This is a genomic window from Limnobacter sp., from assembly GCF_046297615.1.
GTDB lineage: Bacteria > Pseudomonadota > Gammaproteobacteria > Burkholderiales > Burkholderiaceae_B > Limnobacter.
Genome location: NZ_JBKBHM010000001.1, coordinates 806,256 through 830,734, shown reverse-complemented (window position 1 = coordinate 830,734; position 24,479 = coordinate 806,256). Strand labels below are relative to the sequence as shown.

Sequence of the window (24,479 nt, the reverse complement as noted above, 5' to 3'; positions counted from 1 at the left end):
ACCACATGATGAATACAATGGCAGCCAAAGCCAACATCATTTCCGCAATGAGCAACCACATGTTCCGTTCATCCTTCTTCAAAAACACCCACCAACCGCTGGGCACAAGCCGCTTGCGGGCCTTGATCGCCACTGCAGCCCTGTTGGGCATTGTATCGGGCTGCAGCACAGTTTGGCCGACCAAAACCGGTTCTTGCCCTGCTTGCCCCGATGGCAACACAGCAGGTGGCAGTGCAACGGGCACCTCGGGTGCAGGCGGCGACAAAGCCCCTACCCTGCCCGTCTGGGCCAGCAGCGAATTCGACCAACTGCCCGGGTGGGCTACCGGCAAACACGCGGAGTTGCTCAGGCAGTTTGCTAAGCAATGCGCCACATTGGGAAAAAGAAGCAACACCCCTGAAGCCTTGAATACGGTGTGCAGAACGTTGCCCCCTGCCACCGCCAGCGACGCGGTGGCCCGCAACTGGATGGAGCGCAACCTGACTGTGTGGCAATTTCAGCAAGAGGATGGCAGCAAGGAAGGCCTGCTGACCGGCTATTTCGAACCCCTGCTCAACGGCAGCAGGCAGAAGCAGGGCCGCTTTCAAACGCCCTTGTACGCCACCCCCGCCGACCTGATTGTGGTGAAACTCGATGAGGTGTACCCGGAACTGAAGGGCAAACGTTTGCGGGGCCGCCTCGTGGGCAACACGCTGGTGCCCTACTACTCTCGGGAGGAGTGGGAGACTGTGTCATCCCAAAAAGGCAAACCCGTGGTGTGGGTAGACGACAAGCTGGACGCCTTCCTGCTGCAGGTGCAAGGCTCTGGCCGCGTGAAACTGAACACCGGCGGTGTGATGCGCTTGAGCTACGCCGACCAGAACGGCCACCCCTACAAAGCCATCGGGCGTGTGCTGGTTGAACGGGGTGAACTGACGGCGGCACAGGCCACCATTCCCGGCATACGCCAGTGGGCGCAAGCCAACCCCACCAAGGTGGACGACCTGCTGAATGCCAACCCCAGCGTGGTGTTCTTTCGGGAAAACGCGGTGCTGAACCCCGAGGATGGGCCTGTGGGCGCGTTGGGAGTGCCCTTGACCGGCGAACTCAGCCTGGCCGTGGACCGTTCCATCGTGCCTTACGGTTCACTGTTGTGGATGGACAGCACTCACCCAGTGACGGGCCAGGCCCTGCATCAGGGTGCGCTGGCGCAAGACACGGGCGGGGCCATTCGTGGCCGGGTTCGCGCCGACTACTTTTGGGGCACGGGTGCCCAGGCTGGCCAGGCGGCCGGGGTGACCCGGCAACCCTTGAAACTGTGGTTGCTGTGGCCCAAAGGCGCCTCACTGCCCAGCGGGGGCAGCGACTCGGCCAACTGACGCTGACTCGGCCTGCAAGGCCTGGCCGCTGGTGTTCTTGAGGAGGTTGATCAAGGCCACCATGCGGCGGCCCCACAAGGTGATGGCTGTGGCCTCGGCATCCAGTGCGGACACCTGCGTGCTGATGACGTTCAAGGAGTCCGCCGTGCCCGCCGTGTATTGCGCCTGGGCAATGTCGCGGGCCAACCAGGCCGATTCCAGCGCTTGGGCTTGCGACTGCTGCTCACGCTCCAACAATTTCACTGCGGCCAAGTTGTCTTCAACTTCCTGAAAAGCGGTGACGACGGTTTGCCGGTAGGTGGCCACGGCTTGGTCCATCTGCGCAAATGCAGCCTCGACAGCCGCAGAGCGCGCGCCGGCATCAAACAGATTCAACGCCAGGGCCGGACCAACCGACCAAACCCGGGCTGGCGTGTCAAACAAATTGGACAGGACAGTGCTGCGGTAACCGCTGGAAGCGGCCAAACTGATCACCGGAAAATACGCGGCGCGGGCCACACCGATGCGCGCGTTGGCTGCTTTCACCCGCGCTTGCGCAGCCAGCACATCGTATCGCCCCTGCAGCACCGTGCTGCTGAGCAGTTCAGGCGGGGCGGGCACATCGGGAATGGTTTGGCCGGTGAACACCGGGTAACGCTGAGCCATGGCCGCCCAGTCCATGGAAGCGGGCACGCGGCCCAACACGGCTGCAATGGCATTCTCCGACTGGGTGCGCACCAAGGTGGCCTCAGCAAGGCGCGTACGGGTGTTATTCAGCAGGGTGTTGGCCTGTGCCACATCCAGCCTGGATGCAACGCCCGCCTCAAAACGCAGTTGGGTCAAGTCTTTGAAACGGGCATAGGCCCGCACGCTGCGGTCCAACAGCGCTTCTTGAGCCATCGCCACCCGCCACAGCACCACGCTTTGTGCCAACAAAGCCTGCGCACTCAAACGGGCATTGCCCACCACGGCGGCTGCGCTGGCGAGGTCGCCCTGCGCGGCTTGGGTGCCGTTGCGCAAACGCCCCCACAAATCCAGTTCCCAGGCGGCTTGCACTGCGGTGGCATACGAGGTGGTGGTGCCCACTGCCGTGGCCACCCCAGTGGCCCGTGAGGCTGAGCCGGTCTGGCTGCGCGTTTGTGATGCGGACAGGTTCAAGGTGGGCCACAGCGCCGCATCGGCACTGTCCACCGCCGCGCGGGCGGCCCGATATTGCGCCAATGACAGTTCAATGGACGGGTTCGATTTCAGCAATTCATCCTGCCATTGCGCCAGCAGTGGGTCATTCAGGCGACGCCACCATAGGGCGTCCATCGGCACCGCATCGGGCGCAGTGGTCCATGCAATGTCGGATCGCAGGTTGTCGGGAATGGCCGTGGTCAGCGCAGGCTGCTCAAGTTTGGGAGCCATGGAACATGCCCCCAGCGCAAACAAGGCCGCAAGCGCAGCGGCCAATCGGGTCAAAGTCATGCAATCGTCCTTTTCGCTGGGGGCCCCATCACGACGTGACGGGCCTTGTCCAACAACACATACACCACCGGCGTGGTGTACAAGGTCAGTAACTGGCTGAGCAGCAGGCCGCCCACAATCGCGATGCCCAAGGGCACGCGCAACTCGGCCCCATCGCCGCTGCCCAGCGCCAAGGGCACCGCCCCCAGCATGGCTGCCAGTGTGGTCATCAGGATGGGCCTGAAGCGCAACACGGCCGCGCGGTAAATGGCCTGCACCGCGCTGCGCCCGTGCTTGCGTTGACGCTCCAGTGCAAAATCAATCATCAGAATCGCATTCTTTTTCACAATGCCGATCAGCAGCAGTACACCAATCAAGGCGATGACGCCGAATTCCTGATCGAACAGCATGAGGGCCAATAGCGCACCCACCCCGGCCGACGGCAAGGTGGAAAGAATGGTCAAAGGATGCAACAGGCTTTCGTACAGAATGCCCAGCACCAGATAAATCGTGACAATGGCGACAAGAATCAGAACAGGCTGACTGGACAAGGATTGCTGAAAGGCCCCGGCAGACCCTTGAAAACGCCCTTGAAGCTCCACGGGCGGGGCCAGTTGATCAAATGCATTTTGCACCGCTGCTGTGGCTTGGCTGAGCGACACGCCCTGCGCCAGGCTAAAACTGATTGTCGATGCAGGAAACCCGCCTTCGTGACTGACCGACAGGGGCGCGGTGCCCTGCTCCACGCGCGCAAACGCAGACAGCGGCACCTGCCCGCCCTCGGGCGTGATGACGCGCAATAACTTCAAGCTGTCGGGGTGTTGAAGGAAGGCATCGTCCAGCCCAAGCACCACGCGGTATTGGTTTAGGTCGTTGAAGATGGTGGACACCTGGCGTTGCGAAAATGCGTTGCTCAAGGTGGTGTCGATGTCCCGCATGGACAGGCCCAATCGCGATGCAGCATCGCGGTCAACAATCAGGTTGTACTCCAAACCTTTGTCCTGCTGGTCGGTGTCCACATCCACCAACTCGGGCAAAGTGGACAGGGCTTCACGCACCTTGGGCTCCCATTGGCGCAGCACCTCCAGGTCATCGGCCAGCAGGGTGAATTGCAGGTCGGTGCTGGTTTGTCGACCGCCGATGCGCACATCCTGAGCCGGGGTCAAGAACAGCGACACACCTGCAATTTTGGACACCTGCTTGCGCATGCGGGCCAACACCACAGGCATGGGCGCGTCCCTTTCCTTCAATGGCTTGAGGGTAAGAAACATGAACCCACCGTTGCGCCGACCACCGCCGGTGAAGCCGACCACGTGACGCACTGCCGGGTCGGTTTGCAACACCTTCATCAACTCGATCATCTTGGCTTCCATGGACTGGTAGGAGGCACTCTGATCGCCCCGCACGAAGCCCTGAATTCGACCAGCGTCCTGTTGCGGAAAAAAGCCCTTGGGAATCTGGATGTACAGGCTGACATTCACTGCAATCGTAAGCAACAGGGCCAGCAACACCCACGGGGAATGGCGCAGCGACCACGCCAGGCTGCGTCGGTATGCACGGCGTACAACACGGTTCACGCGCGCGCCCACACGCGAGAAAAAGCCCACCCAGCGTGAGAGCTTGGTGGGCTTTTCGTGCAAGTCCAAGGCATGCGCCGCCAAAGCTGGGGTGAGTGTGAGCGAGACCAGCAGCGACACGCCAATGGCCGCCGACAGGGTGACCGCAAATTCACGGAACAAGCGGCCCACAATGCCGCCCATAAACAGCACCGGAATGAACACCGCCACCAAAGAGATACTGATGGACAACACGGTAAAGCCGATTTCCCGGGCACCATCCAGCGCGGCTTGTACGGCGGACTTGCCGCGCTCCAGATGGCGAATGATGTTTTCCTGCACCACGATGGCGTCGTCCACCACAAAGCCCGTGGCCACGGTCAGGGCCATCAAGGACAGGTTGTCCAGGCTGTAGCCCAACAAGTACATGATGCCGAAGGTGGCAATCAGCGACACCGGCACAGCCACGCTGGGGATGAGCGCCGCCTTCAAACGGCGCAGGAACAAGAGCACCACCAAGAGCACCAACGCCACGGACATCACGAGGGCTTTTTCAACCTCACGCAGGGAACCGCGAATGGTGGTGGTGCGGTCCATCACCACTTCCATATTCACCGCCTCGGGCACCATGGCTTTCAACTGGGGAATCATGGCACGGACACTGTCCACTGTCGCAATGATGTTGGCGTTGGGCGCCCGGTTCAACACCAGCACCACCGCCGGCTTGCCATTGGCGGCCCCATAGGTGCGAAGGTCCTGCACACTGTCTTTCACCTCGGCCACGTCGCGCAATTGCACGGATGCCGCGTTGTTGGTGCGAACAATCAGCGGCTTGTATTCGTCAGCCGAGCGGGCCTGGCTGTTCATGCCGATCTGCCAGCGCTGCGACCCGCTTTCAATGAAACCCACCGGGCGGTTGGTGTTGGTGGCTGCAATGCTGGTGCGCAGGTTTTCAAGGCTTAAACCCATCGCGGACAATCGCGAGGGCTCCACATTGACCCGCACCGCGGGCAGGGCACTGCCCCCCAAAGACACTTGCCCCACCCCATCGACCTGCGCCAACTTTTGGGCCAACAGGGTGGAGGCCATGTCATACAACTCGCCCCGGCTGTAACGCTCGCTGGTCAGGGCCAAGATCATGATGGGTGAATCAGCCGGGTTGACTTTGCGGTACGTCGGGTTGTTGGGCATGGCGCTGGGCAACAAGGGGCGCGCCGCGTTGATGGCGGCCTGCACTTCACGCGCGGCGGCGTTGATGTTTTTGTTCAGCTCGAATTGGATGGTGACATTGCTGCTGCCCAGCGAACTGCTTGACGTGATTTCCGTCACCCCCGCAATTCTGCCCAAGGTGCGTTCCAAGGGCGTGGCCACGGTGGCGGCCATGGTTTCTGCGCTGGCACCGGGCACACTGGCCGATACACTGATGGTGGGAAAATCCACCTGCGGCAGCGGCGACACAGGCAGGTTCACAAACCCCAGGCAGCCTGCCAGTACAGCCCCCATCCACAACAGCACCGTGGCTACGGGGCGGTGAATGAAGACGGCCGACAGGTTCATGACGGAACCCCGGGCGAGGCGGCATCAGGCGTTTCAGGTTTGCCAGCCCAGCGGTCAAAGGCCAGGTAGATGACGGGTGTGGTAAACAGGGTCAGCAACTGGCTGGCAATCAAACCACCGGCCAATGCAAACCCAAGGGGCTGACGCAGTTCTGCACCGTAGCCTTGCCCCAACATCAAGGGCACTGCGCCCAACAGTGCGGCCAGAGTGGTCATGAGAATGGGCCTGAACCGCAACAGACACGCCTGATAGATCGCTTCACGAGGGGCCATGCCGTCTTTGCGCTGCGCTTCCAGCGCGAAGTCGATCATCATGATGGCGTTTTTCTTGACGATACCGATCAACAGGACAATGCCGATGATGCCTATCATGTCCAGCCCGACCCCTGTCACCCACAGGGCCAGCAAGGCCCCCACCCCGGCCGAGGGCAAGGTGGAGAGAATGGTGATGGGGTGGATGGCGCTTTCGTACAACACACCCAAGACGATATACATCGTGATCAACGCAGCCAGTATCAACCACACTGTGTTGGTCAGCGACGCGGCAAAGGCCGCGGCAGCGCCCTGATAGTCCGTCACGATGGAGGCTGGCATGCCCAGGCTGGCCTTCACTGACTCAACCACCTCAACAGCCTCGCCCAGAGACACACCCGCTGCCACGTTGAACGACACCGTGGCCGAGGGGAACTGCCCCAGGTGGGCAATCGCCAGCGGGGTGTTGCGCTCCAGCACACGGGCCACAGCCGACAAAGGCACCTGCCCACCATTGGCCGAAGGCACGTACAGCGTAGACAGCGCGGACAAACCTTCATCAGGTTCGGACTTGCGCTCAAGAATGACACGGTATTGGTTGGACTGGGTGAAGATCGTGGAAATAAGCCGTTGCCCAAAGGCGTTGTACAGGGCGTTGTCGATGGTCGACACCGTCACAGCCAAGCGGCCAGCCGCCACACGGTCAATCTCGACATAGGCTTGAAGGCCCTGGTCTTGCAGGTCAGAACTGACATCGCGCAACTGCGGCGCTTTGGCCAGTTCAGCCACCAGCTTGGGCACCCAAACGCCGAGTTCCTGAAGGCTGGGCGACGTCAGCGCAAACTGGTATTGGGTGCGGGCGACTTGCCCTTCGATGGTCAAGTCCTGCACGGGTTGGAGGTACAACTCGATGCCCGGCACATCGCTGACTGCGGCGGCCAATCGGGCCATGATGACGGGTACACGGTCCGCACGGTCTTTCAGCGGTTTCAGAGTGATTTGCAGGCGCCCGTTGTTCATGGTGGGGTTCACGCCATCTACCCCAATGAAAGAACTGACGCTTTGCACTGCGTCGTCGCGCAGCAAACGCTCGGCCACGGCCTGCTGGCGTTCGGACATGGCCGCGAAGGACACCGATTGCGGGGCCACGGTAATGCCCTGAATCACCCCGGTGTCCTGCACTGGAAAGAAGCCTTTCGGAATGACGATGTAGAGCAACACGGTTAAGGCCAGAGTACCCACCGCCACCCACAGCGTCAGGGTTTGGTGGTTCAACACCCAACGGAGGGCGAGCGCGTATCGGTCAATCACACGGTCAAAAAAGTGGGCAATCGCCCTGAAGGCGGGTGGCTCGTTGCTGGCCACATGCGGTTTGAGCAGCCGCGCGCACATCATGGGGGTGAGCGTCAGCGACACCACGGCGGAAATCAGAATGGCCGCTGTCATTGTCAAGGCAAACTCATGGAACAACCGCCCCACCACATCGCCCATGAACAGCAGTGGAATCAGCACCGCCACCAGCGACACCGTCAAGGACACAATGGTGAAGCCGATCTGCCCCGCCCCATCCAGCGCGGCCTGCATGGGGCTTTTGCCCTCTTCAATGTGGCGGGCAATGTTCTCGATCATCACAATGGCGTCGTCCACCACAAAGCCGGTGGAAATCACCAGTGCCATCAGGGTCAGGTTGTTCAAGGAAAAACCCAACAGCAACATGATGGCAAACGTGCCCACCAGGGACACGGGCACGGCCAGCGACGGAATCACCGTGCCACTGAAGGTGCGCAGAAACACAAAAATCACCGCCACCACCAAGCCGATGGCAATCAGCAATTCCACCTGCACATCCGCCACCGAGGCACGAATGGTGTTGGTGCGGTCGGTCAGCACGGCCACGTCGATGGATGCAGGCAGTGAGGCCTGTAACTGCGGCAGTGCGGCCTTTACACGCTCGGCCACTTGAATCACATTGGCACCGGGTTGGCGCTGGATGTTCAGGATGACCGCTTCCTGCGTGTTGGCCCAAGCCGCCAAACGGGTGTTCTCCGCATCTTCCACCACCTCGGCCACATCACCCAAGCGCACCGGTGCGCCATTGGCATAGGCCACAATCAGGTCGCGGTAGTCCTGCGGGCTTTTGAGTTGGTCGTTCGCATCCAGCGTTGAAGCCCGCAACGGCCCATCAAAACTGCCCTTGGACAAGTTCACGTTGTTGGCAGAAATGGCTGTTCTCAGGCTTTCCAGCGACAGGCCCAAGCGGGTCAGCAGTTCTGTGTCCGCCTTGATGCGCACTGCTGGCCGCTGGCCACCGCCAATACTCACCAGCCCCACACCCGGTATTTGCGAAATTTTCATGGCCACCCGGCTTTCCACCAAATCCACCATGCGGGGCACCGTGAGTGTGGGCGAGGTGACAGCCAGGGTGAGAATTGGCGCATCTGCCGGGTTCACTTTGCTGTACACGGGTGGCAAGGGCAAGTCCGAGGGCAACAGATTGGACGCCGCATTGATGGCCGCCTGCACCTCTTGCTCGGCCACATCCAGGCCCAGTTCCAGATTGAAGCGCAGGGTGATGACCGACGCACCACCGGAACTGGTGGAGGTCATTTGCGCCAAGCCCGACATCTGCCCGAACTGGCGTTCCAAGGGCGCAGTGATGGAGGTGGTCACCACCTCGGGGCTGGCCCCCGGGTAAAGGGCGGTGACTTGAATGGTGGGGTAATCCACCTCGGGCAACGCCGATACCGGCAACAGCCGATAGGAATAAGCCCCCAGCAGCACCACCGCCAGCATTAGAAGCGACGTGGCCACCGGCCGCAGAATAAACAGGCGGGACACGTTCATGCCCGCTTATCCCCGTTGGTCTGTTTTTGGGCCAGATTTTGGGCCTGTGCCCCCGCCAGCCCCGGGCGGCCGTTTGCCCTTGGGTGTTGCGTTGGGGTCCACCACTTCCACCTTGGCCCCATCGCGCAGTTTGTCGGTGCCGTCGCTGACCACACGATCACCCACAGCCAGCTCGCCCTCCACGGCAGTCAATGCGCCCTCAGTGGCCAAGGCTTTGACAGGCACCGCCTTCACCGTGCCGTCCTCTTGCACGCGGTACACAAAACTGCCCGAGGCGCCCCGCAACACCGCTGCAGTGTTGACCACTTTGGCCCCGGTGAGTTGCCCCAACACCAGCCGGATGTTCACAAACTGGTTGGCAAACAACAGCCCCTGCGGGTTGGGCAAGGTGGCTTTCAATTTGACGGTGCCGGTGGTGGCGTCAATCAGGTTGTCGATGGTTTGCAGGCGGCCTTGGGCCAGTCGGGTGGTTTGCTCGCGGTTCCATGCCTCAACCACCAAGGGGTTTTTGCCCCCTTGAAAGCGGCTGGCCACCTCGGGCAATTGGCTTTCCGACACGGTGAACACCACTCGCATTGGGTCGGTCTGCGCGATGCTCACCAATCCATTGGTGTCCGACGCTTTCACCTGGTTGCCCGGGTCTACCGCCCTTAAGCCGACTCGGCCAGAAATAGGGGCAGTGATGCGGGTGTACTGCAACTGAAGCTGGGCATTGTCCACCTGGCCACGCCCGGTCTGCACAGTACCCTCGTATTGGCGCACCAAGGCAGCCTGCGTGTCCACCTGCTGGCGGGCAATGGCGTCTTTGGCCAGTAAGTCCTGATAACGCTGAAGGTCAAGGCGCGCGTTGTCTAGCAAAGCCATGTTGCGCACCAACTCGCCTTTGACTTGGTCCAACTGGGCTTTGAAAGGCCGCGGGTCAATTTCAGCCAGCAACTGGCCGGCCTTCACCGTCTGGCCTTCCTGAAAATGCAGCTTGACCAGCTCACCATCCACACGGCTGCGCACGGTCACCAACAACTGCGGCACTGCGGAGCCGATGGCCGTCATCACCAAGGGGAAATCCTGTTGACGCACGGCCAGCACATTCACCGGCACCGGCCTGTCGCCGCGTGCACCTGGGCCACCCATGCCGGGTGGCCCACCACGGCCAGGCTTGTTGGCTTGCCCATCAGCCTGGGCTGTAGGGGTGTCACGGTGAGTCCACCACCAAGCCGAACCCGCTGCTGCGCCCACCAAGGCCAACAGCAACACCCAACGACTCACCTTACGGCGCGTCACAGCTCGACCTTCAGGCATGGCTACTCCACTGCAGTGCTTTTACTTGGGGCGTGATGCAAGGGCCACCCTGCGGTTCAGTTCAGACGCGGGAATGGCGCCGCTGGCGCGGGTGCCGTCCTGGAAAAAGACGGTCGGTGTGCCATTCACACCCATGGAGCGACCCAAGGCCACCAAGTCTTGCACGGGCGCATTGCAATCGCCTTTGCCGGAGGGTGACTGGTCATTGAGCATCCAGTCGTCCCACATCTTGGACTTGTCCGCTGCACACATCACCTTTTGGGCTTTGTCCAGCGAATCCTTGCCCAGCACCGGGAACACGAAGGTGTACACGGTGGTGTCCTGCAACTTGGTCAGGGCTTCCTTGCGGAACCGTTTGCAGTATCCACAGTTCGGGTCTTCAAACACCGCAATTTTGCGGGCACCCGTGCCGTACACCGTTTTCAGGGCCAAGGCCACGGGCAAGTCTTTCTCGAAGTTGATGGCATTGAGCTTGTCCATCTTGGCTTCGGTGATGTTGGTCATCGTTTTGCTTTCGATGAGGTCACCCAGAATCAGATGGCTGCCACTGGCATTGGTGTAAATCACCTTTTTGGTGCCGCTGTGGTTCACCACCACTTCAAACAGGCCGTCGATGAAATCAACTTTTTCCACCGACAACACCTTCACGCCTGAGGCCCCAAGGGCATCAGTGACTGCGGCGCTGATGCGGTCGGCTTGCTGTTTGGTGGCAGGGGCGGCTTGGGCCAGGGGCAACTGAGTGGAGTACAGGGCTGCCGCGCAGGCAGTGCCGAGAACCAGCGCACCCAAGCGGGCACGCCACTTGGGCAGGCGATTTGCTACATTCATTCTGGGTTCACATCCTTTATAGAGACAGGTTTTGGACTGGGCCAATCTGATTTTGTTCATTCCGGTCGCCCAATCGGGCGGAGCGCGCCGCTTATCGCATGGCTTGCTGAGACAACCAACGTTTCAGCATGGGCAACTGGTTGACCAACTGCATGCCTTTGTTGCGCAGCGTGGCCACGCCGGGCAAGTCTAGCCTGAACAGGTTGTGCAAACCGTCGGTGATGAAATGAACCGGCGCACATGCGGCCTTTCTGCGCCGCTCCCAGGCGCGCCACAACTGCTCATCGGCCAAGCCAAGCCGCTGCACCGCCAGCAGGCGTTTGCGTGAAGTCAACAACTGCGCCAACTCGGCCACATCCTCCAAACCCAGGTTCAAGCCCTGCCCAGCCAAGGGGTGCACCACGTGGGCAGCATCGCCCATCAACACCACACCTTGGTCAAACCACACGGGGGCAATGCCATGCCTGAGCGGGAATGCATAAGTCTGCCCGCAGGGCTTCAACTGGCCATACAGGGCCTGTACAGCACCGCCGGAGACGGCCATCACCGACTCGGCCAAGGCCTGCGGCGCAAGCTCTTTGGTGCGCTGGGACTCATGCAAAGGCTGTGACCACACCATCGATACATAAGGGCCGGGCAAAGGCAGCATGGCCAGCACCGAATCGCCCTCAAACCATTGCCGGGCGCTGCCGTGGTGGTGTTGCTCCACCTCGAAGGTGGCAACCACGCCCTCGGCGCAGTAATCATCGAGCTCGTAATCCAGGCCCGCTTGCTGGCGGGTGAGGCTTTGTGCGCCATCGGCGGCGATCAGCAGCCGGGTGCGCAAGGTTTTCAGGTTGGACACCACCGCCCAAACATCCCGCTCGCGGGACAAACCCTCCACCGGCGCATCCACCCAATCAATGGCGGGCTGGTAACGCACCGCCGCCAGCAACGAGTCGAACAGGCTGCTTTGCTCGATGATCCAGGTCAGCGAGTCCACCCCGGTGTCGCTTGCCGAAAAGCGCAACTGGCCTTGGTCGGGGCCTTGGGAGTCGCCCCAAATCTGCATTTCCAGCACGGGCTGCACTTTGTCATTGGGAATGTTGTCCCACACCCGAAGCCGGTCCAGAATGCGCTGGCTGCGGTGCGAGAGGGCAAAGACGCGGGGGTCGAACCGCTGCGCAGGGTTGGGCTGAAACTGCGGCGGCCTGCGGCCCACCACGCTCACCCGGAACCCATGCGAGGCCAACACCAGCGCGGCACCCAAACCCACCACGCCGCAGCCGGTAACGACGGCGTCGTACAGGCCATCACCACTGGCAAGGGGGCTGGCTGAGTTAGCGTGCATGACAACACTCGCAATTGTGAATGGACATGGTCCACATCGTACCGCGAAATTTGCAACAGCCGTTTGCGAAACCCGGAATTTTCGGTTAGACTTGCGGGCTTCGGTGGTGAACACCACTGAAAAACGCGTGGCCGAGTAGCTCAGTCGGTAGAGCAGAGGATTGAAAATCCTTGTGTCGGCAGTTCGATTCTGTCCTCGGCCACCACGTATTCAAACGCCCTGCTGGTTTCAGCCGGGCGTTTTCATTTTCAGCCCCCCATTCCCTGCCCAACCCAGTTTGGCCTACAATTGGGCTTTACATGAGCCAACACTCATAAACAAACACTGGGACCATACATGACCATCGACTGGAACTCTTTCACCCCTTGGGCCTCGGGCCTGGGCGGGCTTTTGATTGGCCTTTCGGCCGCACTGATGATTGTGCTCAACGGGCGAATTCTGGGCATCAGCGGCATACTGGGCGGCTTGTTCAAACCACAGCATGGCGACATCGCATGGCGCGCCGTTTTTCTGCTGGGCGTGCTGGGCGCGCCATTGGTGTGGGGCCTGTGGGCCCCGCTGCCTGACACGCAGATTGAGGCCAGCCCATTGACGCTGATCGTGGCGGGCTTGCTGGTGGGTTATGGCACCCGCATGGGTTCAGGCTGCACCAGCGGCCACGGGGTGTGCGGCCTGTCCCGGTTTTCGGTGCGCTCACTGGTGGCCACACTCACCTTCATGGCTTTGGGGTTCATCACCGTGTATGTGGTGCGCCATGTCTTGGCTGGGGGTGCAGCATGAAGGCGCTGAGTATGTTGTTGACGGGCTTGGTGTTTGGCCTGGGCTTGCTGTTGTCGGGCATGGCCAACCCCGCCAAAGTGCTGGGGTTTCTTGACCTGGCCGGCGCTTGGGACCCTTCATTGGCTTTTGTGATGGGCGGTGCCATTGCTGTGGGCGTGCTGGCCTTTGCCTGGGCCAAACAGCGTCAACAGTCTTTGCTGGGTGAACCAATGCGCCTGCCCACCAGCACACAGACAGACCGGCCTTTGTTGGTGGGTGCGGCGCTGTTTGGGGCAGGCTGGGGGCTGGCCGGTTTCTGCCCCGGCCCCGCGCTGGTGGCCCTGGGCATGCTGAACACCAAAGCGGCGCTGTTTGTCGCCGCCATGGTGGCGGGCATGGTGGTGTTTGAAGTGTTGAACAAACGCCGCTAAGCGGCCGTCAGAAAGGGCTCGGGCTGGCGAAACGCCGGTCCGGATTGGCACCGAAGGTTTTTCCGAAAAACACCTCAATGCGGAAAATCAGCGCCCAATAGTTGTCGATATTCGGCTCGGTGGGCATGTGGTACTCAGGCACCACATCGAGGAACACAAACTTCTGGTGAATGTCCCTGCGCCAATACACCTGCGCCACGTAGTCGAACACATTCTTTTGGCGGGCGGTGTCGCCCAAGGCGATCATGGCGTAACGCAAACCCGTGCGCGAATCCAGCACCTGGTTGATTTCCGCACTCTGGCTGAACGCGGTGGCCTTGCGCTCTTCAGTCCATTCACCCTGCGTCACAAACCGAAGGGATTCTGTCTTGGTAAAGGGGTGGTTCAAGTCCAGAGTGGTTCGCCCCACCAAGCCACGCTTGTCGAAGTAGGTCACCCGGTTGAAACTGAAGGCCTGCCATTCATCGTCGGCAAACTTGGCGCGGCGCTGGCTGGTCACGCGAATGTAAGGGTCGATGTCCGACCGCACACGTACACCCACACCCAGGTTGTTTTTCCAACTGCTGACCCCATCACCGGTGCCCACTTGCTCCAGGCCAAGGCCGGAGTTGTTGTTGCCATTGAGCTGCCGGTCCAGAAACCGGTTGGCCCGCTGCTGGCTGGTGGCGGTGTCACGAAGGTCATCCGCCTCGTTTTCGATCAGCAGACGCAGGCGTTTGCGGGTGGTGGGCAAGTCCAGCCTGAAACGAACCGACAAGTCGTTGCTGGTGCGGTTTTCAAACACCGCTGTTTCCTGCCGTATGCGTAGATAGGATTGGTTGTCGACGAAGAGACTGTCGTCGGTGCCGAAGAAGCGGTCGATGCTGCGGGACGTGCTGTCGACAAAACCGCTCAGGCCGTAATGCACATGACTCACACCGGGAATCATCCACTGGGGCAGGTCACTTTCCATCCGCGCGGGCTCGATGGGGCGTTTTTGTGGGGGCTCCTCTTCCGCCCACACCGCGCTGCAGCCGACCGCCAGGGCCAGCGCACACACTTGCAGAGATTTCATGGTTTTGGTCTAGTTATTGTTGGTTGTACACGGCTTGAAACCGTGCCAAAACCACTATATGCGTAAAGACTGACCATGGAAAGCCCCCTTTTGCCCACAATATGATCAGCATGTCATTTTTTGGCAAAAATAAAGCTCGCATCAACGGGTGAGCACCGCCGTGTTGAAGCAATCCATGCCATTGACCTGCAACACCACTCGATTCACATCCAGACCGATCACATCAAGCGCGGTGTCCAGTACTCCACCCAACTGGCCCAGGGCTGCTTTCAGCGGGGCATTCAGCAGCAACAATGGCAGGCTCAAACCCAGCACTGACGCATTCAAATTCGTGGCCAATTGCCCCAAGCCCTGTTGGGATTCAAAACTGTAACTGCGGGTCAAGGACGGGTCGGGATAGCCACGCAACTCCAGATTGCTGGCGCTGACGCTCGACAGGTTGGTGCTCAGGCCCAACACACTGGGCACGCTGATGCTGGCAGTCAGTGGTGTGGACGACAGATCCGCGAACACCGCCGAATCACTTTGCGGCAATCGGCACTCGATGTCTTTGATGTCGGCGCGGCCCCCGCCCGAGGTCACCGTGACATCCAGCAGGTTCAGAATTTGCGAGGACACCCGAACTTGTTCAGTACGCGCGGTGGCCAACACCGCCCCACTTTGGGCTGTTTTGCGGGCTACGAATAACTGCGGCGGCTGCAAAATGCTGATGCGCAACAAGCTGCCTGCATTCACCTGCAACACACCCGCAGGTATGCCGGTGCCTGCGGCCAGCGTGGCCGCGTAGGCCAAGTCACCGAGGCGAACAGTGGCCCCGGTCAGGTCACCCGCGCCCGCTGAAGGCACCGTCAATATTCGGCTAACCGGGAAGGTCACCGTGCTCAACTCACCACCAACCGGCAACGTCACAGGCGGAGCTTGAGTGCCCGCCACACTGAGGGCCGCATTCAACAACTGCCGCGCATTCACGGAGCCATTGAGCAAGGTTTGCGTGTTCAGGGTAGTGGTGTTGGTCAATACACCCAGCTTCACACCCAATTGCAACAGGTCAACTTGAACATCAGAATTCAACAAACTTTGGAAGCTGACCGCGTTGATGTTCAAGCGGGTGCCCAAGGCTGCGAAGAGGGGGGACAAACTGCCAGAGCCTGTGTTCAAGGTCAGCAGATTGGTGCTAAGGACACCGCTGATGAAGGGCTGTACAGTGGCTTCGGCCACCACACGTTGCGTGCGGTTGCCCATGAACAGTGTGGGTATGGTTCGGCTCAATGTGACCAACACCGTCTGCTGACAGTTGGCGGGCTGCAACAGGGTGTTGGTGCCACGCACATTGCAATTGATGGTCAGGCTGTCCGTGTTGGCATTGAAGCCGTTACGTGTGGCGTAACTACGGGCCGCAGGAAAGCCCGCTGCCGCGCTGTCAATTTCGCTGGCAGCGGCCTTGGCCGACAAGTCGGCAATGCGCTGCATGTTTTCGCGCTGCCAAATGGACTGCCCCAAGCCAAAAACGCTGAATGCCGCGGCAGCCACAGCCAGGGTAAACAGGGCAGTGAACACCAGCGTGGCACCACCTTGGCGCCCAACAAGCCGTGGGGCCAAAGTCACTGAGGGCGAGCCGCAGGGGGTGCGAGCATTCATGGATGGGCCGGGGCTGGAAAACACACCTCTGATTGTGCATCAGAACGGGTTAACCCAAAGGCCAAAAATGACGGGAATTAATCCTTCAAGAGTTTTTTGAGATGCCTGGGTGAATGGGTGATGGAGGCCACCAAGGCCTTGGCCACCGAGGCAATCAATTCCATGGGCGAGGCCGAGCGCGAGGTTTGTGCGTCCATGCCCAAGGCTTTCAGGCCAGCAGCGTCCAGCAGGTCGCCCGGCTCACGAACCACCACCACACCCAGTGCGGGCATGCGGCTTTTCAAGTCCTCAATCACGGCATGGCTGCGCGCCAAGGAATCGGCCACCAGCATGACTTCGATGGGTGCAGAGGCCAGCTCCCGCTCGGCGGCATCAAAATTAGGACAGGCCAGCACGCGTTCAAACTGGTTGGACGCTGTCAAGGCCTGCTGCACGGCCCTTCGGTTGTCTGGATTGGGATCAACCACCAGTACACTCGTCATTACGATTGGCTCCTTTGCTTGGCGGCCCTCCGTAGGGGCAGCCATGGGGTTTCTTCCCATTTAGCAAATTCGGTGCCAATGCAGCGGCCAGAATTACGACCGCTTTTGGTGCAAGCCTGGTGTAAGGAAACAGCGGGCTTAACGGGGTAACAGACCTGTCACATTGCGCCACAAGGCCTGAATTTCAGCGGCAGACTTGGAGGCTGGCGCGTATTCCACGACCGACTGACCGGCGCTGATGCTGCTCACGAAGTCCCCGCGCTCGTGCACGATGGTGTTGCACACCGGCACTTTGGTGGCCTTGAGCAAGTCAAACACAATCTCTGGGTTGCGGCTGGTGGCCGATGCACCATTGATGACCCAAGCCACCTTGGAGCCCGCCTCAGCAGCCCATTCCAGCGTGCTGCTGGCGCTGTGGATGTCCAATGGGCTGGGCTTGGTGGGAATCAGCACCAAATCAGCCTGCCCCAGCGATTCACGAATCCACTTTTTGTCGGTGGGCGGCATGTCGAGAATGACGAAGTCGTAACCCTCGTCTTCCAGTTCCGACAACGTAATGAACACCTCGTTGGGGTTGCCTTTGATCACCTTGGGGAATTCGGCTTCACGCAGGGTGGACCAAAACAGGCTGGACCCCTGAGGGTCGAGGTCGATCAAGGCCACCTTGCGTTTACCGCCCTGGGCGGCCGTGGTGGCCAGGTTCACTGACAGGGTGGTTTTACCGGCCCCACCCTTGCGGCTGCTCACAATGATGGCTTTCATGGGTCAAGCCGCCTTTTTGCCGGTGGGCTTGGAAGCCGACTTGGCCGCTTTCTCAAGCTCATCGTGCATGGCCACAAATTCCTTGGCCAATTTGTGCGTGGGCATGAAGTGAATCATGGGTTTGGCCGCCTCGTGGCTTTCGCGAATTTTCACCGACGACGACAAAGTGCTGGCCAGCACCGGCAGGCCCTCCTCGCGCAACTCGGCCACCAGCTTCTGCGGCAGGCTGGCGCGGGGCTGGAACTGGTTCACCACAATGCCTTCCACTTGCAGGGCCGGGTTGTGGTCAGCGCGGATTTCATTCAAGGAGTCGAGCAGGTTGTACAAGGCCCGGCGGGAGAATTCATCGCAATCGAAGGGAATCAACACGCTGTTGGCGGCAATCAGGGCTGAGCGCGAAAAGAAGTTCAGGGCCGGTGGGGTATCGATGTACACACGGTCGTAGGTGGACCCCAATTCGTCCAGCGCCTCGCGCAGCTTGAAAATCTTGTACCGGGATTCCAGCTTCACCTGCAATTCTTCCAGGGCGGGGTGGCTGCCCAACACGTCCAGGTTGTCGTAGGGGGTGGCGCTGATGAACTCGCGCCCTTGCTTGGGGCGAATCTTGAAGTTCAGCGCTTGGTCGAACAAATCGGCCAGTGAATACTCCAGCTTCTCGCCGCCCTGCCCGGTGATGTACTGCGTGCTGTTGCCCTGCGGGTCCAGATCGATCAGCAGGGTTTTGTAACCGGCCTGAGCCGAAATGGCCGCAAGATTGGCAGTGATGGTGGACTTGCCCACCCCGCCCTTCTGGTTAAACACCACTCGACGCATGCTGAACACTCCTGTCTAGGTCATCTGTTTGATTTTGAGGGTTAATGTACCAAGAAAACTTGCTGCCGTGCAGTGCAACATTGCCCCAAGCAGACAATAAAAAACCCCGGCCAGGGCCGGGGTTTTTTAGGTCAAAGATACTCAGAAGGAGAAAGATGCCGTGAAAGATACGAAGTCACGGTCCCTAAGCGGATCGAAGTCAGCACTATTGGCAAACGTGGTGTAGGACACGTTGGCTCTAGTGTTGGCATCAAACTCAAAAGTTAGACCTAAACCAGTCACCATCCGGCCTTCATTGAATACTTGCCCGGGCTCAGGAGACCATCCGTCCACGTCATGAGCGAATGACACCTGAGGAATCAAGTCGATACCCGCAAACACATCCCTGTATGTGGCGTTTGCCCTCAGGCGGTACCCCCAAGAAAAGTCGGTAATGAACCCGCCCAGAGAAGGGTTGGTCGTCGGGTTGTAAGTACCAAAGACGGGATTCCGGCCGTAGCGCTGCGCCCCTGCACCAGTGGTGGCGGGTAGATCATGAACAATCACCGCGCCGACTTCGCCCACGAAAGCGATCGAGTTGGCACCAAGGGCTCGATCAAATGATTTCACGAAATTGGTGGACAGTTGCGTGATGTCAAATCGATCGAAGCCCTGAACAATCCCGCCAGGGCCCGCTGCGGCTGCTCGGTTGCTAAATGTCGATCTCGGAAAACCAAGACCAGTCTCGGCGCCAGCAAACAAACCGCCGACCAGTATCTCGTTAAAGTTGATTTGAACAGGGACGTCCAGGGAATGAGACACTTGTCCCGCCCAAGCCCAACTACCGAGATTGGTCGAGAATGTACCGCCCAAAACGCTAATGTTCTCCGGGTACTCAACAAAGTACTGCCCATCTACCCCGCCCAAAGCCACAGGCCGAGAATTGAATCCAGGGGGAGGAGTTTGACTTGATGCTCTCAAGCTTAAGACAGGCAGGCGTGAATGGTATTTCAAGTAGTAAGCACCAAATTCGGTGCCGATCTCAGAAGCATACTTACGCAACGCAAAACCGAACTGACCATCATCTTTCGGGCGTTTGTCAAACGTTCGATTGATTAGGGGGAACGTGAATACTCCACCTGGAGCAGGTCCATTGATGTCATTGCTGGTATCCAGACTCCCTCTGGCCAACCCAAAATCCGTAGTATCTGCCCCCGTACTAGCCAAGGCCCTCAGCGAGCCTGCATAGTTGGCTCGGCTACAGCCATCTGATGTCGCATCAGAGGTAGAGAAATACGTACCGCACCCTTCAGCGACGGTTTGCCGCCACTTCAGTTGATAGAAGGCCTCCAAGTTAGTCGTCTCTGTCAAATCCATGCTAACGAGGGCCATTTCCGAAGGCGTAAACCCTTCTTTCAAGTCGGCGCCTGGTCTGCGCAAGGCAGACACATCCAGCGTATTCACCCCGTTGATGCCGTTCTGGAAGAAAATACTTTCGCCCCATCCCAACACTTGTCGACCGAGCCGGAAGCTGGTTGCCCTTTCCGCTACGGTGGTGTTGTAGTAACCGTAAAGGTCCAAGACATCAATGCTGTCAAAACGGGCAAAGGGGTGAAAACCGTTGTCGTTCAGCTGCGTATTGCGGGTGTAGTTGTTGGGCTCATGACCGTGGTGAACTGCACCTTTGTTCAGCTCATAGTCGTAAAACCACCTGACTCGCCCGAAGAAACCATGATTCTTGCCCTTCAAGTCTAGGTCATGGACCCCTTTGACGATGGTGGAGAAGGCATCGCCCTTGTCATAGTTCAAGTTCCCGTCATCACTGGCATTGGAACCGCCCAACCCTCGGACTCCATTGTTGTCCACGTTGTTCGCGCCATAAAGCAACCGATCTCTGCCATCAATCCTAAAACTGGTACCAATACTGACTGTTGAGTTGACAGACAGGTCGTAGTCGCCGATTTTGTAATCAGTGGCTTGGGCCGCAGGCACCGCAGCCATGAGGGCTGCTGCTGCAAACATGGCGCGAACGCCGGCAAAGGTTTGGGAACGCGCAAAATGCGTGCTTGATTTCATGTCACCTCCGTGGTTGCGCCTTGGGGCGCTGTTTTAATTTTTAGAACTGTATGTATGCACTTCCAGCCAGTGGCGGGGCGATCCTCCATCGACCCAGGCTAGAGCGTTTGTTCTAAAAATGTACCACTTCGGTAACTTGATCAGTACAGAAGATTGGGGTGAACGGTGTTTTCCAGTCGCAAAATCACTACAACCTAGGGTAAACACCGTCCAATTACTGTCAACTATTTAACAACTGGCAGGTTGATGCTGCCTTTCAGGGCCACCACAGGGCTGGCCAGGTCGCGGGAACTGGTGCCCAAATACTGGGGGTGGTAACCGTACACCAGCACCCCAAACTGCTCACCCTCACCCAGCTTTTCAGCCACACCCGTCATTTCCACAAACCGTTTGCCGTAGCCGCGCAGCGGGGTGATCTGGTCGTCCACCAAGCGCCATGCGCCATTGCGGTTTACGCCCAAGCCCACGAACAGCATCGGGTCGCAGCCGGGGTCCAGGCCCAAAATACCCACGGGGGACTGGGCCACCGCCGACTGCAACTGGGCGCAGGCGGGGTTCATCAACGGTGCCGCAGGCGGTGCAATTTCAAGCGTGGCGGTTGGAATACCCGCAATGGTGTTAACGCCTGCCGGCAATTCGATGGGCACCACAGCCGGTGCAAAGGGGTAACGGGCAATGCCGGGTACGCTGCTCAGCAGGGCATTGGTTGGGCTGGCACCGGGTGTGAAATCGATGGCCACTGGCGCAATCGCGCTGGCTGTTTGCGTGCCTTTGGCCTTGGGGCCGTGGCGGTTGATGTAGGTGGTTTCGTCAATCCACACCGCCGCACCGGCTGAGGCCTCGGAAGCCGCCACATCGTCAGTCAAGCTGACACACACTTTGCCCTTGTTGGCGGCCAATTCGGTGAAGCCTTTGTTGCTGGCGGCTTTGGCGATGGCAGCCGCCTCGGTGGCGGTGAACAGCTTTTCAACCAGGAAGGCAAACTGGGCATCCTGAATGCCCAAGGTGCCGCAGGCAAAAGGCCCGGCAGGCCGCTGGAACTCAATCTGGTTCAACCCATTTTGGGCGCCCTGCTCGGCCAGGTCCGCGAGGCCTGGCACCATGGACGGCGACACTGGCAGAATGTGCCCGCTTTGGTGAGTCAGCAGCCTGACATCGCCCTTGCGGCCTTGGCTGTCAGTCAAACCGCGGTAACACAGGAAGTTGTGCCAGCCGTCGTTGTAGTTGAACAGCGTGTCACGGAAACCCTGCGTGAACAGAATGTCCACTGGGGCAGGTTTTTTCTGGGGCAAGCCCGGGGTGACCGTGTTTTGCAGGAAGCTTTGCTCGCCTGCCACCTCGGAATCACACCAGTAACTTGGGCTGTGGTAGCGGAAAAACTCCTTGGCCCCAGCAGGGAAACGGTTGCTCAAAGCGCCGCGCAGCAGGGTTTCCCGAATGGCTTGGTCTTGTCCGCTGCTTTGCAAAGCCTGAGGCTGGCCCGCCTGCAATTTTGGCCCCAGTGAACCCGTTTCGCCGCCAGCCACCAGCAACAGGGCCCAGCCCGTCTTGATGATGCCGGTGGGCGCAATTTCACCGTCCGCAGGCTTGTAGTCTTTCACGCCGTACACGGCACCGGGGTTCAGGCTGTAGCGCAGGTCGTTCCAGGTGATGTCCGGGGTCAGCGCGTCCAGCCGCTGCTTGGGGTCAATGTTGTGAATCAGCAGTTGATAGCCGCCACCGTAGCTGCCGCCAGTGGAACCAATCACCGGGTTGAATTTGCGGGTGCCCACGGGCTTGTCGCTGGCGTAACGCATCCAGTCCAGGTGGGTTTCAGCCCAATCCAGAATCTGCAGCAAGTCTTGCCCTTCAAAGTCAGGGTCCATCACCCGCACGGTGCCGCCGCTTTCATTAAAGCCGCGCATGTCGATACTGATCACCCCTGCCCCGGCATCCACCAGCCGCTTGAGCAAGCCCGCCGGCGTGGTTTCACGCGCACCGCCATAACCATGGCCGTGCAGCACCACCGGGCTGCCCGTTTGGCAATTGAAGGTTTTTGGCTCCATCACGGTGAAGGCGATATTGAAGCCACTGGCCGATTGCAGGTTCACACTGTACACACCGCCGCCTGCGCGAGGGGTGGCGGCTTTCAGGCTACACGCAGGGGCCTCGAACTCGCGGTTCTGGCCCGAAAAGTCAGTGTTGCTGCTGTTGGGTATCAGGGTGACGGCGGCTTCACTGGGGTTTGTGGTACCACCGCCTGTGGAGGTTGTGGTGTTGGTGGTGTTTCCGCCCAAACAGCCGGCCAAAGCCAGCGCCAACAGGGCTGTGGTCAGCCCTTGCAATTTAGTCATGTCTCTTCTCCGGGTAGGCCTTTTTTAAGGCTCTTGAATGTTCAGTGGGGTCAAGGCAAATACCTTGACCTCCCACTGTTACCCGTTCACCCCGCTGCGCGGATTCACGAGGCGCTGAGCCATTGCTCTGACATGGCTTCTGAAGTCACTAAGACTAGGGAATTCCTCGCTGGGCAAGTTGGTCTCCTCCAAGAGGCGGCGGAATTCATAAACCTCGCAGAGGCCATAATGCTCCTGATCCGTTGCATTCATGTTGAGAACATCGCGGAGGCTCGTGTTCTTGGGCTGAGAAGCTGCAGCGTTCGTCAACTCGCGAAAATCCTCCATAAAAGCATGTGCCTGCCGAACAAAGTTATCCACTTGCCGCTGATCCGCTGGGGCAAATTCGGGTTTCATGTGCCGAATCAAATTCTCAAGAGCCACAGGCATAGGCTCACCCTCCTCTTCGATGAGGTCAAGGGTTTGCCCAATTCCCCGAGGCCGCATGGCCGCTTGGGGTTGAACAGAATTAGATCCGACAGATCCATCCAACCATTTTTGAATACGTGCATGCAAGCCTTCGCCTTCCTGCTCGAGTCGATCATCTGCGCCAAGCTCAGCGGGCTTTGACTTCGAAACGCGCAAGTCATCTCCTGACTGGCGACGGTTGATGCGTGTTACCTGCTCGCCAATGGCTGCGCCCAAGGGCTGCCTCACACCATGGGCAACACGGTCAGCCAAATCGCTTTCAGCTTTGGCCCGGATTACCGCACCAGGCAACCTGCGCAGCAACTGCAAGGCGGTGGCACCCAAGTGCCGCACTTCATGAACCCGTTGTTCGGTCTTCAGGTAAGCGGTGTAGGCAGCAGTTGACACCAAAGGCTGTGCAGTCCTGGGGTTGACCACAGTTTGCTCGAGAGCCACCTCGTTGGCCAAACGGCTCATCACGTCACCCGAAAGCTGCATGGTTGCCCGCCGCGTGGGGCTGGACACCCCGGGCAACCTGCCGCGCGCCAAGGCCACCAAATCCTGGTAGGAGGCAACATTGACGGTTCTTGTTACCCCCTGCTGACCATCTGCCGTTGGGCCCGCCTGAACGTGAACATTCAAATCAGGGCCAGCCCACGCCGCAAAGGCCTGATCGGAATGCAGATGCAGGGGCAGAACCGCCAACAGCCTGTTGGCCCAACCTGCGGCATCGGCGCCATTGCCTTCCCCTGCAAGCGCAGCAAGCAACGCCGCTTGGGTTTGGGCCAATACCTGTGACGCCTGCGCCTGAACACCCTCTCGTTCAGCAATTGCTGCTGACCCGAAACCGTGCCAGTTCATGTGCCGCTGAAAACTCAACTTCTGGCGCATGTCCAGGCCCACTTTGCGGCCATGCTCGTCCACGCCTGCCATCACCATGCGGGCTTTTTGCAACACCGTCAGGTACGGCTGTTGTGCAGTGCTGCCGCTGGCCTGGCCGATCAAGCCTTGCCGGGCGCCATTCAAGCCCAAGCCAGCGAGAAACGCAAAACGCGCACGCCCCACCACAGGCAGCGGCGCCTTGGGGTCGGTGCGGCCGGGCACCCGCCATGCAGCGGGGTGTAGCCCGGTTTGCCGGGCAAGGCTGGCCGCAACCGCTGCGGGCCGGGCAGCGCTGGAGGCTTGCGCAACGGGGCCGGTTTTGAAAATGCGGGCGACAGCGGAAAGTGGGTTGATCATGACTGAACCTCGGCT

17 protein-coding genes and 1 tRNA gene are annotated in these 24,479 nt (G+C 59.7%); 4 read left to right on the top strand and 14 right to left on the bottom strand.

All coding sequences use genetic code 11. From position 1 onward, the window contains the following. Positions 1-5 precede the first annotated feature (5 nt). A complete protein-coding gene (locus ACK4FF_RS03820; protein WP_409704763.1) occupies positions 6-1,358 on the top strand; it encodes a murein transglycosylase A in 1,353 nt (450 codons plus the stop codon). On the opposite strand, the gene ACK4FF_RS03815 is transcribed toward ACK4FF_RS03820, so the two are convergent. From ACK4FF_RS03815 to ACK4FF_RS03790, 6 genes are all read right to left on the bottom strand, one after another. Next, entirely contained in the window at positions 1,323-2,807 is a 1,485-nt protein-coding gene (locus ACK4FF_RS03815) for an efflux transporter outer membrane subunit (RefSeq protein ID WP_409704761.1), read from the bottom strand. The genes ACK4FF_RS03820 and ACK4FF_RS03815 overlap by 36 nt on opposite strands. Beyond that, positions 2,804-5,899, bottom strand: coding sequence for a multidrug efflux RND transporter permease subunit (locus ACK4FF_RS03810; RefSeq protein ID WP_409704759.1), 3,096 nt, complete (start codon positions 5,897-5,899; stop codon positions 2,804-2,806). Before ACK4FF_RS03810 ends, ACK4FF_RS03815 begins: the two co-directional genes overlap by 4 nt. Further along, a complete protein-coding gene (locus ACK4FF_RS03805; protein ID WP_409704757.1) occupies positions 5,896-8,994 on the bottom strand; it encodes an MdtB/MuxB family multidrug efflux RND transporter permease subunit in 3,099 nt (1,032 codons plus the stop codon). Before ACK4FF_RS03805 ends, ACK4FF_RS03810 begins: the two co-directional genes overlap by 4 nt. A gap of 6 nt (positions 8,995-9,000) precedes the next feature. After that, complete coding sequence (locus tag ACK4FF_RS03800; RefSeq protein ID WP_409704755.1) at positions 9,001-10,293, bottom strand: efflux RND transporter periplasmic adaptor subunit; 1,293 nt, start codon at positions 10,291-10,293, stop codon at positions 9,001-9,003. A gap of 21 nt (positions 10,294-10,314) precedes the next feature. Then, positions 10,315-11,121 (bottom strand): DsbC family protein, encoded by an 807-nt coding sequence (locus tag ACK4FF_RS03795; protein WP_409704753.1) that lies wholly within the window; start codon positions 11,119-11,121, stop codon positions 10,315-10,317. Positions 11,122-11,212: 91 nt separating this feature from the next. Then, positions 11,213-12,451 (bottom strand): FAD-dependent monooxygenase, encoded by a 1,239-nt coding sequence (locus tag ACK4FF_RS03790; protein WP_409704751.1) that lies wholly within the window; start codon positions 12,449-12,451, stop codon positions 11,213-11,215. 129 nt (positions 12,452-12,580) lie between these two features. On the opposite strand from ACK4FF_RS03790, the gene ACK4FF_RS03785 reads away from it, so the two are divergent. From ACK4FF_RS03785 to ACK4FF_RS03775, 3 genes are all read left to right on the top strand, one after another. After that, a tRNA-Phe gene (locus ACK4FF_RS03785) sits at positions 12,581-12,656 on the top strand. Between the two features lie 131 nt (positions 12,657-12,787). Beyond that, on the top strand, positions 12,788-13,231 hold the full coding sequence (locus tag ACK4FF_RS03780) for a YeeE/YedE family protein (RefSeq protein ID WP_409704749.1): 444 nt from the start codon (positions 12,788-12,790) through the stop codon (positions 13,229-13,231). Then, positions 13,228-13,641 (top strand): DUF6691 family protein, encoded by a 414-nt coding sequence (locus ACK4FF_RS03775; protein WP_409704747.1) that lies wholly within the window; start codon positions 13,228-13,230, stop codon positions 13,639-13,641. The genes ACK4FF_RS03780 and ACK4FF_RS03775 overlap by 4 nt, the downstream gene beginning before the upstream one ends. Before the next feature lie 7 nt (positions 13,642-13,648). Here the strand turns inward: ACK4FF_RS03775 and ACK4FF_RS03770 are convergent, their stop codons facing one another. The 8 genes from ACK4FF_RS03770 to ACK4FF_RS03735 form a co-directional block, all read right to left on the bottom strand. Further along, the gene (locus ACK4FF_RS03770) at positions 13,649-14,695 is read right to left on the bottom strand and encodes a hypothetical protein (RefSeq protein ID WP_409704745.1); all 1,047 of its coding nucleotides are present in this window, start codon (positions 14,693-14,695) and stop codon (positions 13,649-13,651) included. 141 nt (positions 14,696-14,836) lie between these two features. Next, positions 14,837-16,333, bottom strand: a complete 1,497-nt coding sequence (locus ACK4FF_RS03765) for a pilus assembly protein TadG-related protein (RefSeq protein ID WP_409704743.1) — start codon at positions 16,331-16,333, stop codon at positions 14,837-14,839. A gap of 77 nt (positions 16,334-16,410) precedes the next feature. Continuing rightward, positions 16,411-16,815 carry a hypothetical protein gene (locus tag ACK4FF_RS03760; protein ID WP_409704742.1) on the bottom strand — a complete coding sequence of 135 codons (405 nt, stop codon included), beginning with the start codon at positions 16,813-16,815 and terminating at the stop codon, positions 16,411-16,413. Between the two features lie 138 nt (positions 16,816-16,953). Next, complete coding sequence (locus tag ACK4FF_RS03755; RefSeq protein WP_409704740.1) at positions 16,954-17,577, bottom strand: AAA family ATPase; 624 nt, start codon at positions 17,575-17,577, stop codon at positions 16,954-16,956. Between the two features lie 3 nt (positions 17,578-17,580). Next, the gene (locus ACK4FF_RS03750) at positions 17,581-18,390 is read right to left on the bottom strand and encodes a ParA family protein (RefSeq protein ID WP_409704738.1); all 810 of its coding nucleotides are present in this window, start codon (positions 18,388-18,390) and stop codon (positions 17,581-17,583) included. Positions 18,391-18,531: 141 nt separating this feature from the next. Further along, a complete protein-coding gene (locus tag ACK4FF_RS03745; RefSeq protein ID WP_409704736.1) occupies positions 18,532-20,445 on the bottom strand; it encodes a DUF1302 domain-containing protein in 1,914 nt (637 codons plus the stop codon). Between the two features lie 224 nt (positions 20,446-20,669). Continuing rightward, entirely contained in the window at positions 20,670-22,778 is a 2,109-nt protein-coding gene (locus ACK4FF_RS03740; protein WP_409704734.1) for a CocE/NonD family hydrolase, read from the bottom strand. Between the two features lie 78 nt (positions 22,779-22,856). After that, the gene (locus ACK4FF_RS03735) at positions 22,857-24,464 is read right to left on the bottom strand and encodes a hypothetical protein (RefSeq protein ID WP_409704732.1); all 1,608 of its coding nucleotides are present in this window, start codon (positions 24,462-24,464) and stop codon (positions 22,857-22,859) included. Positions 24,465-24,479: the final 15 nt, after the last annotated feature.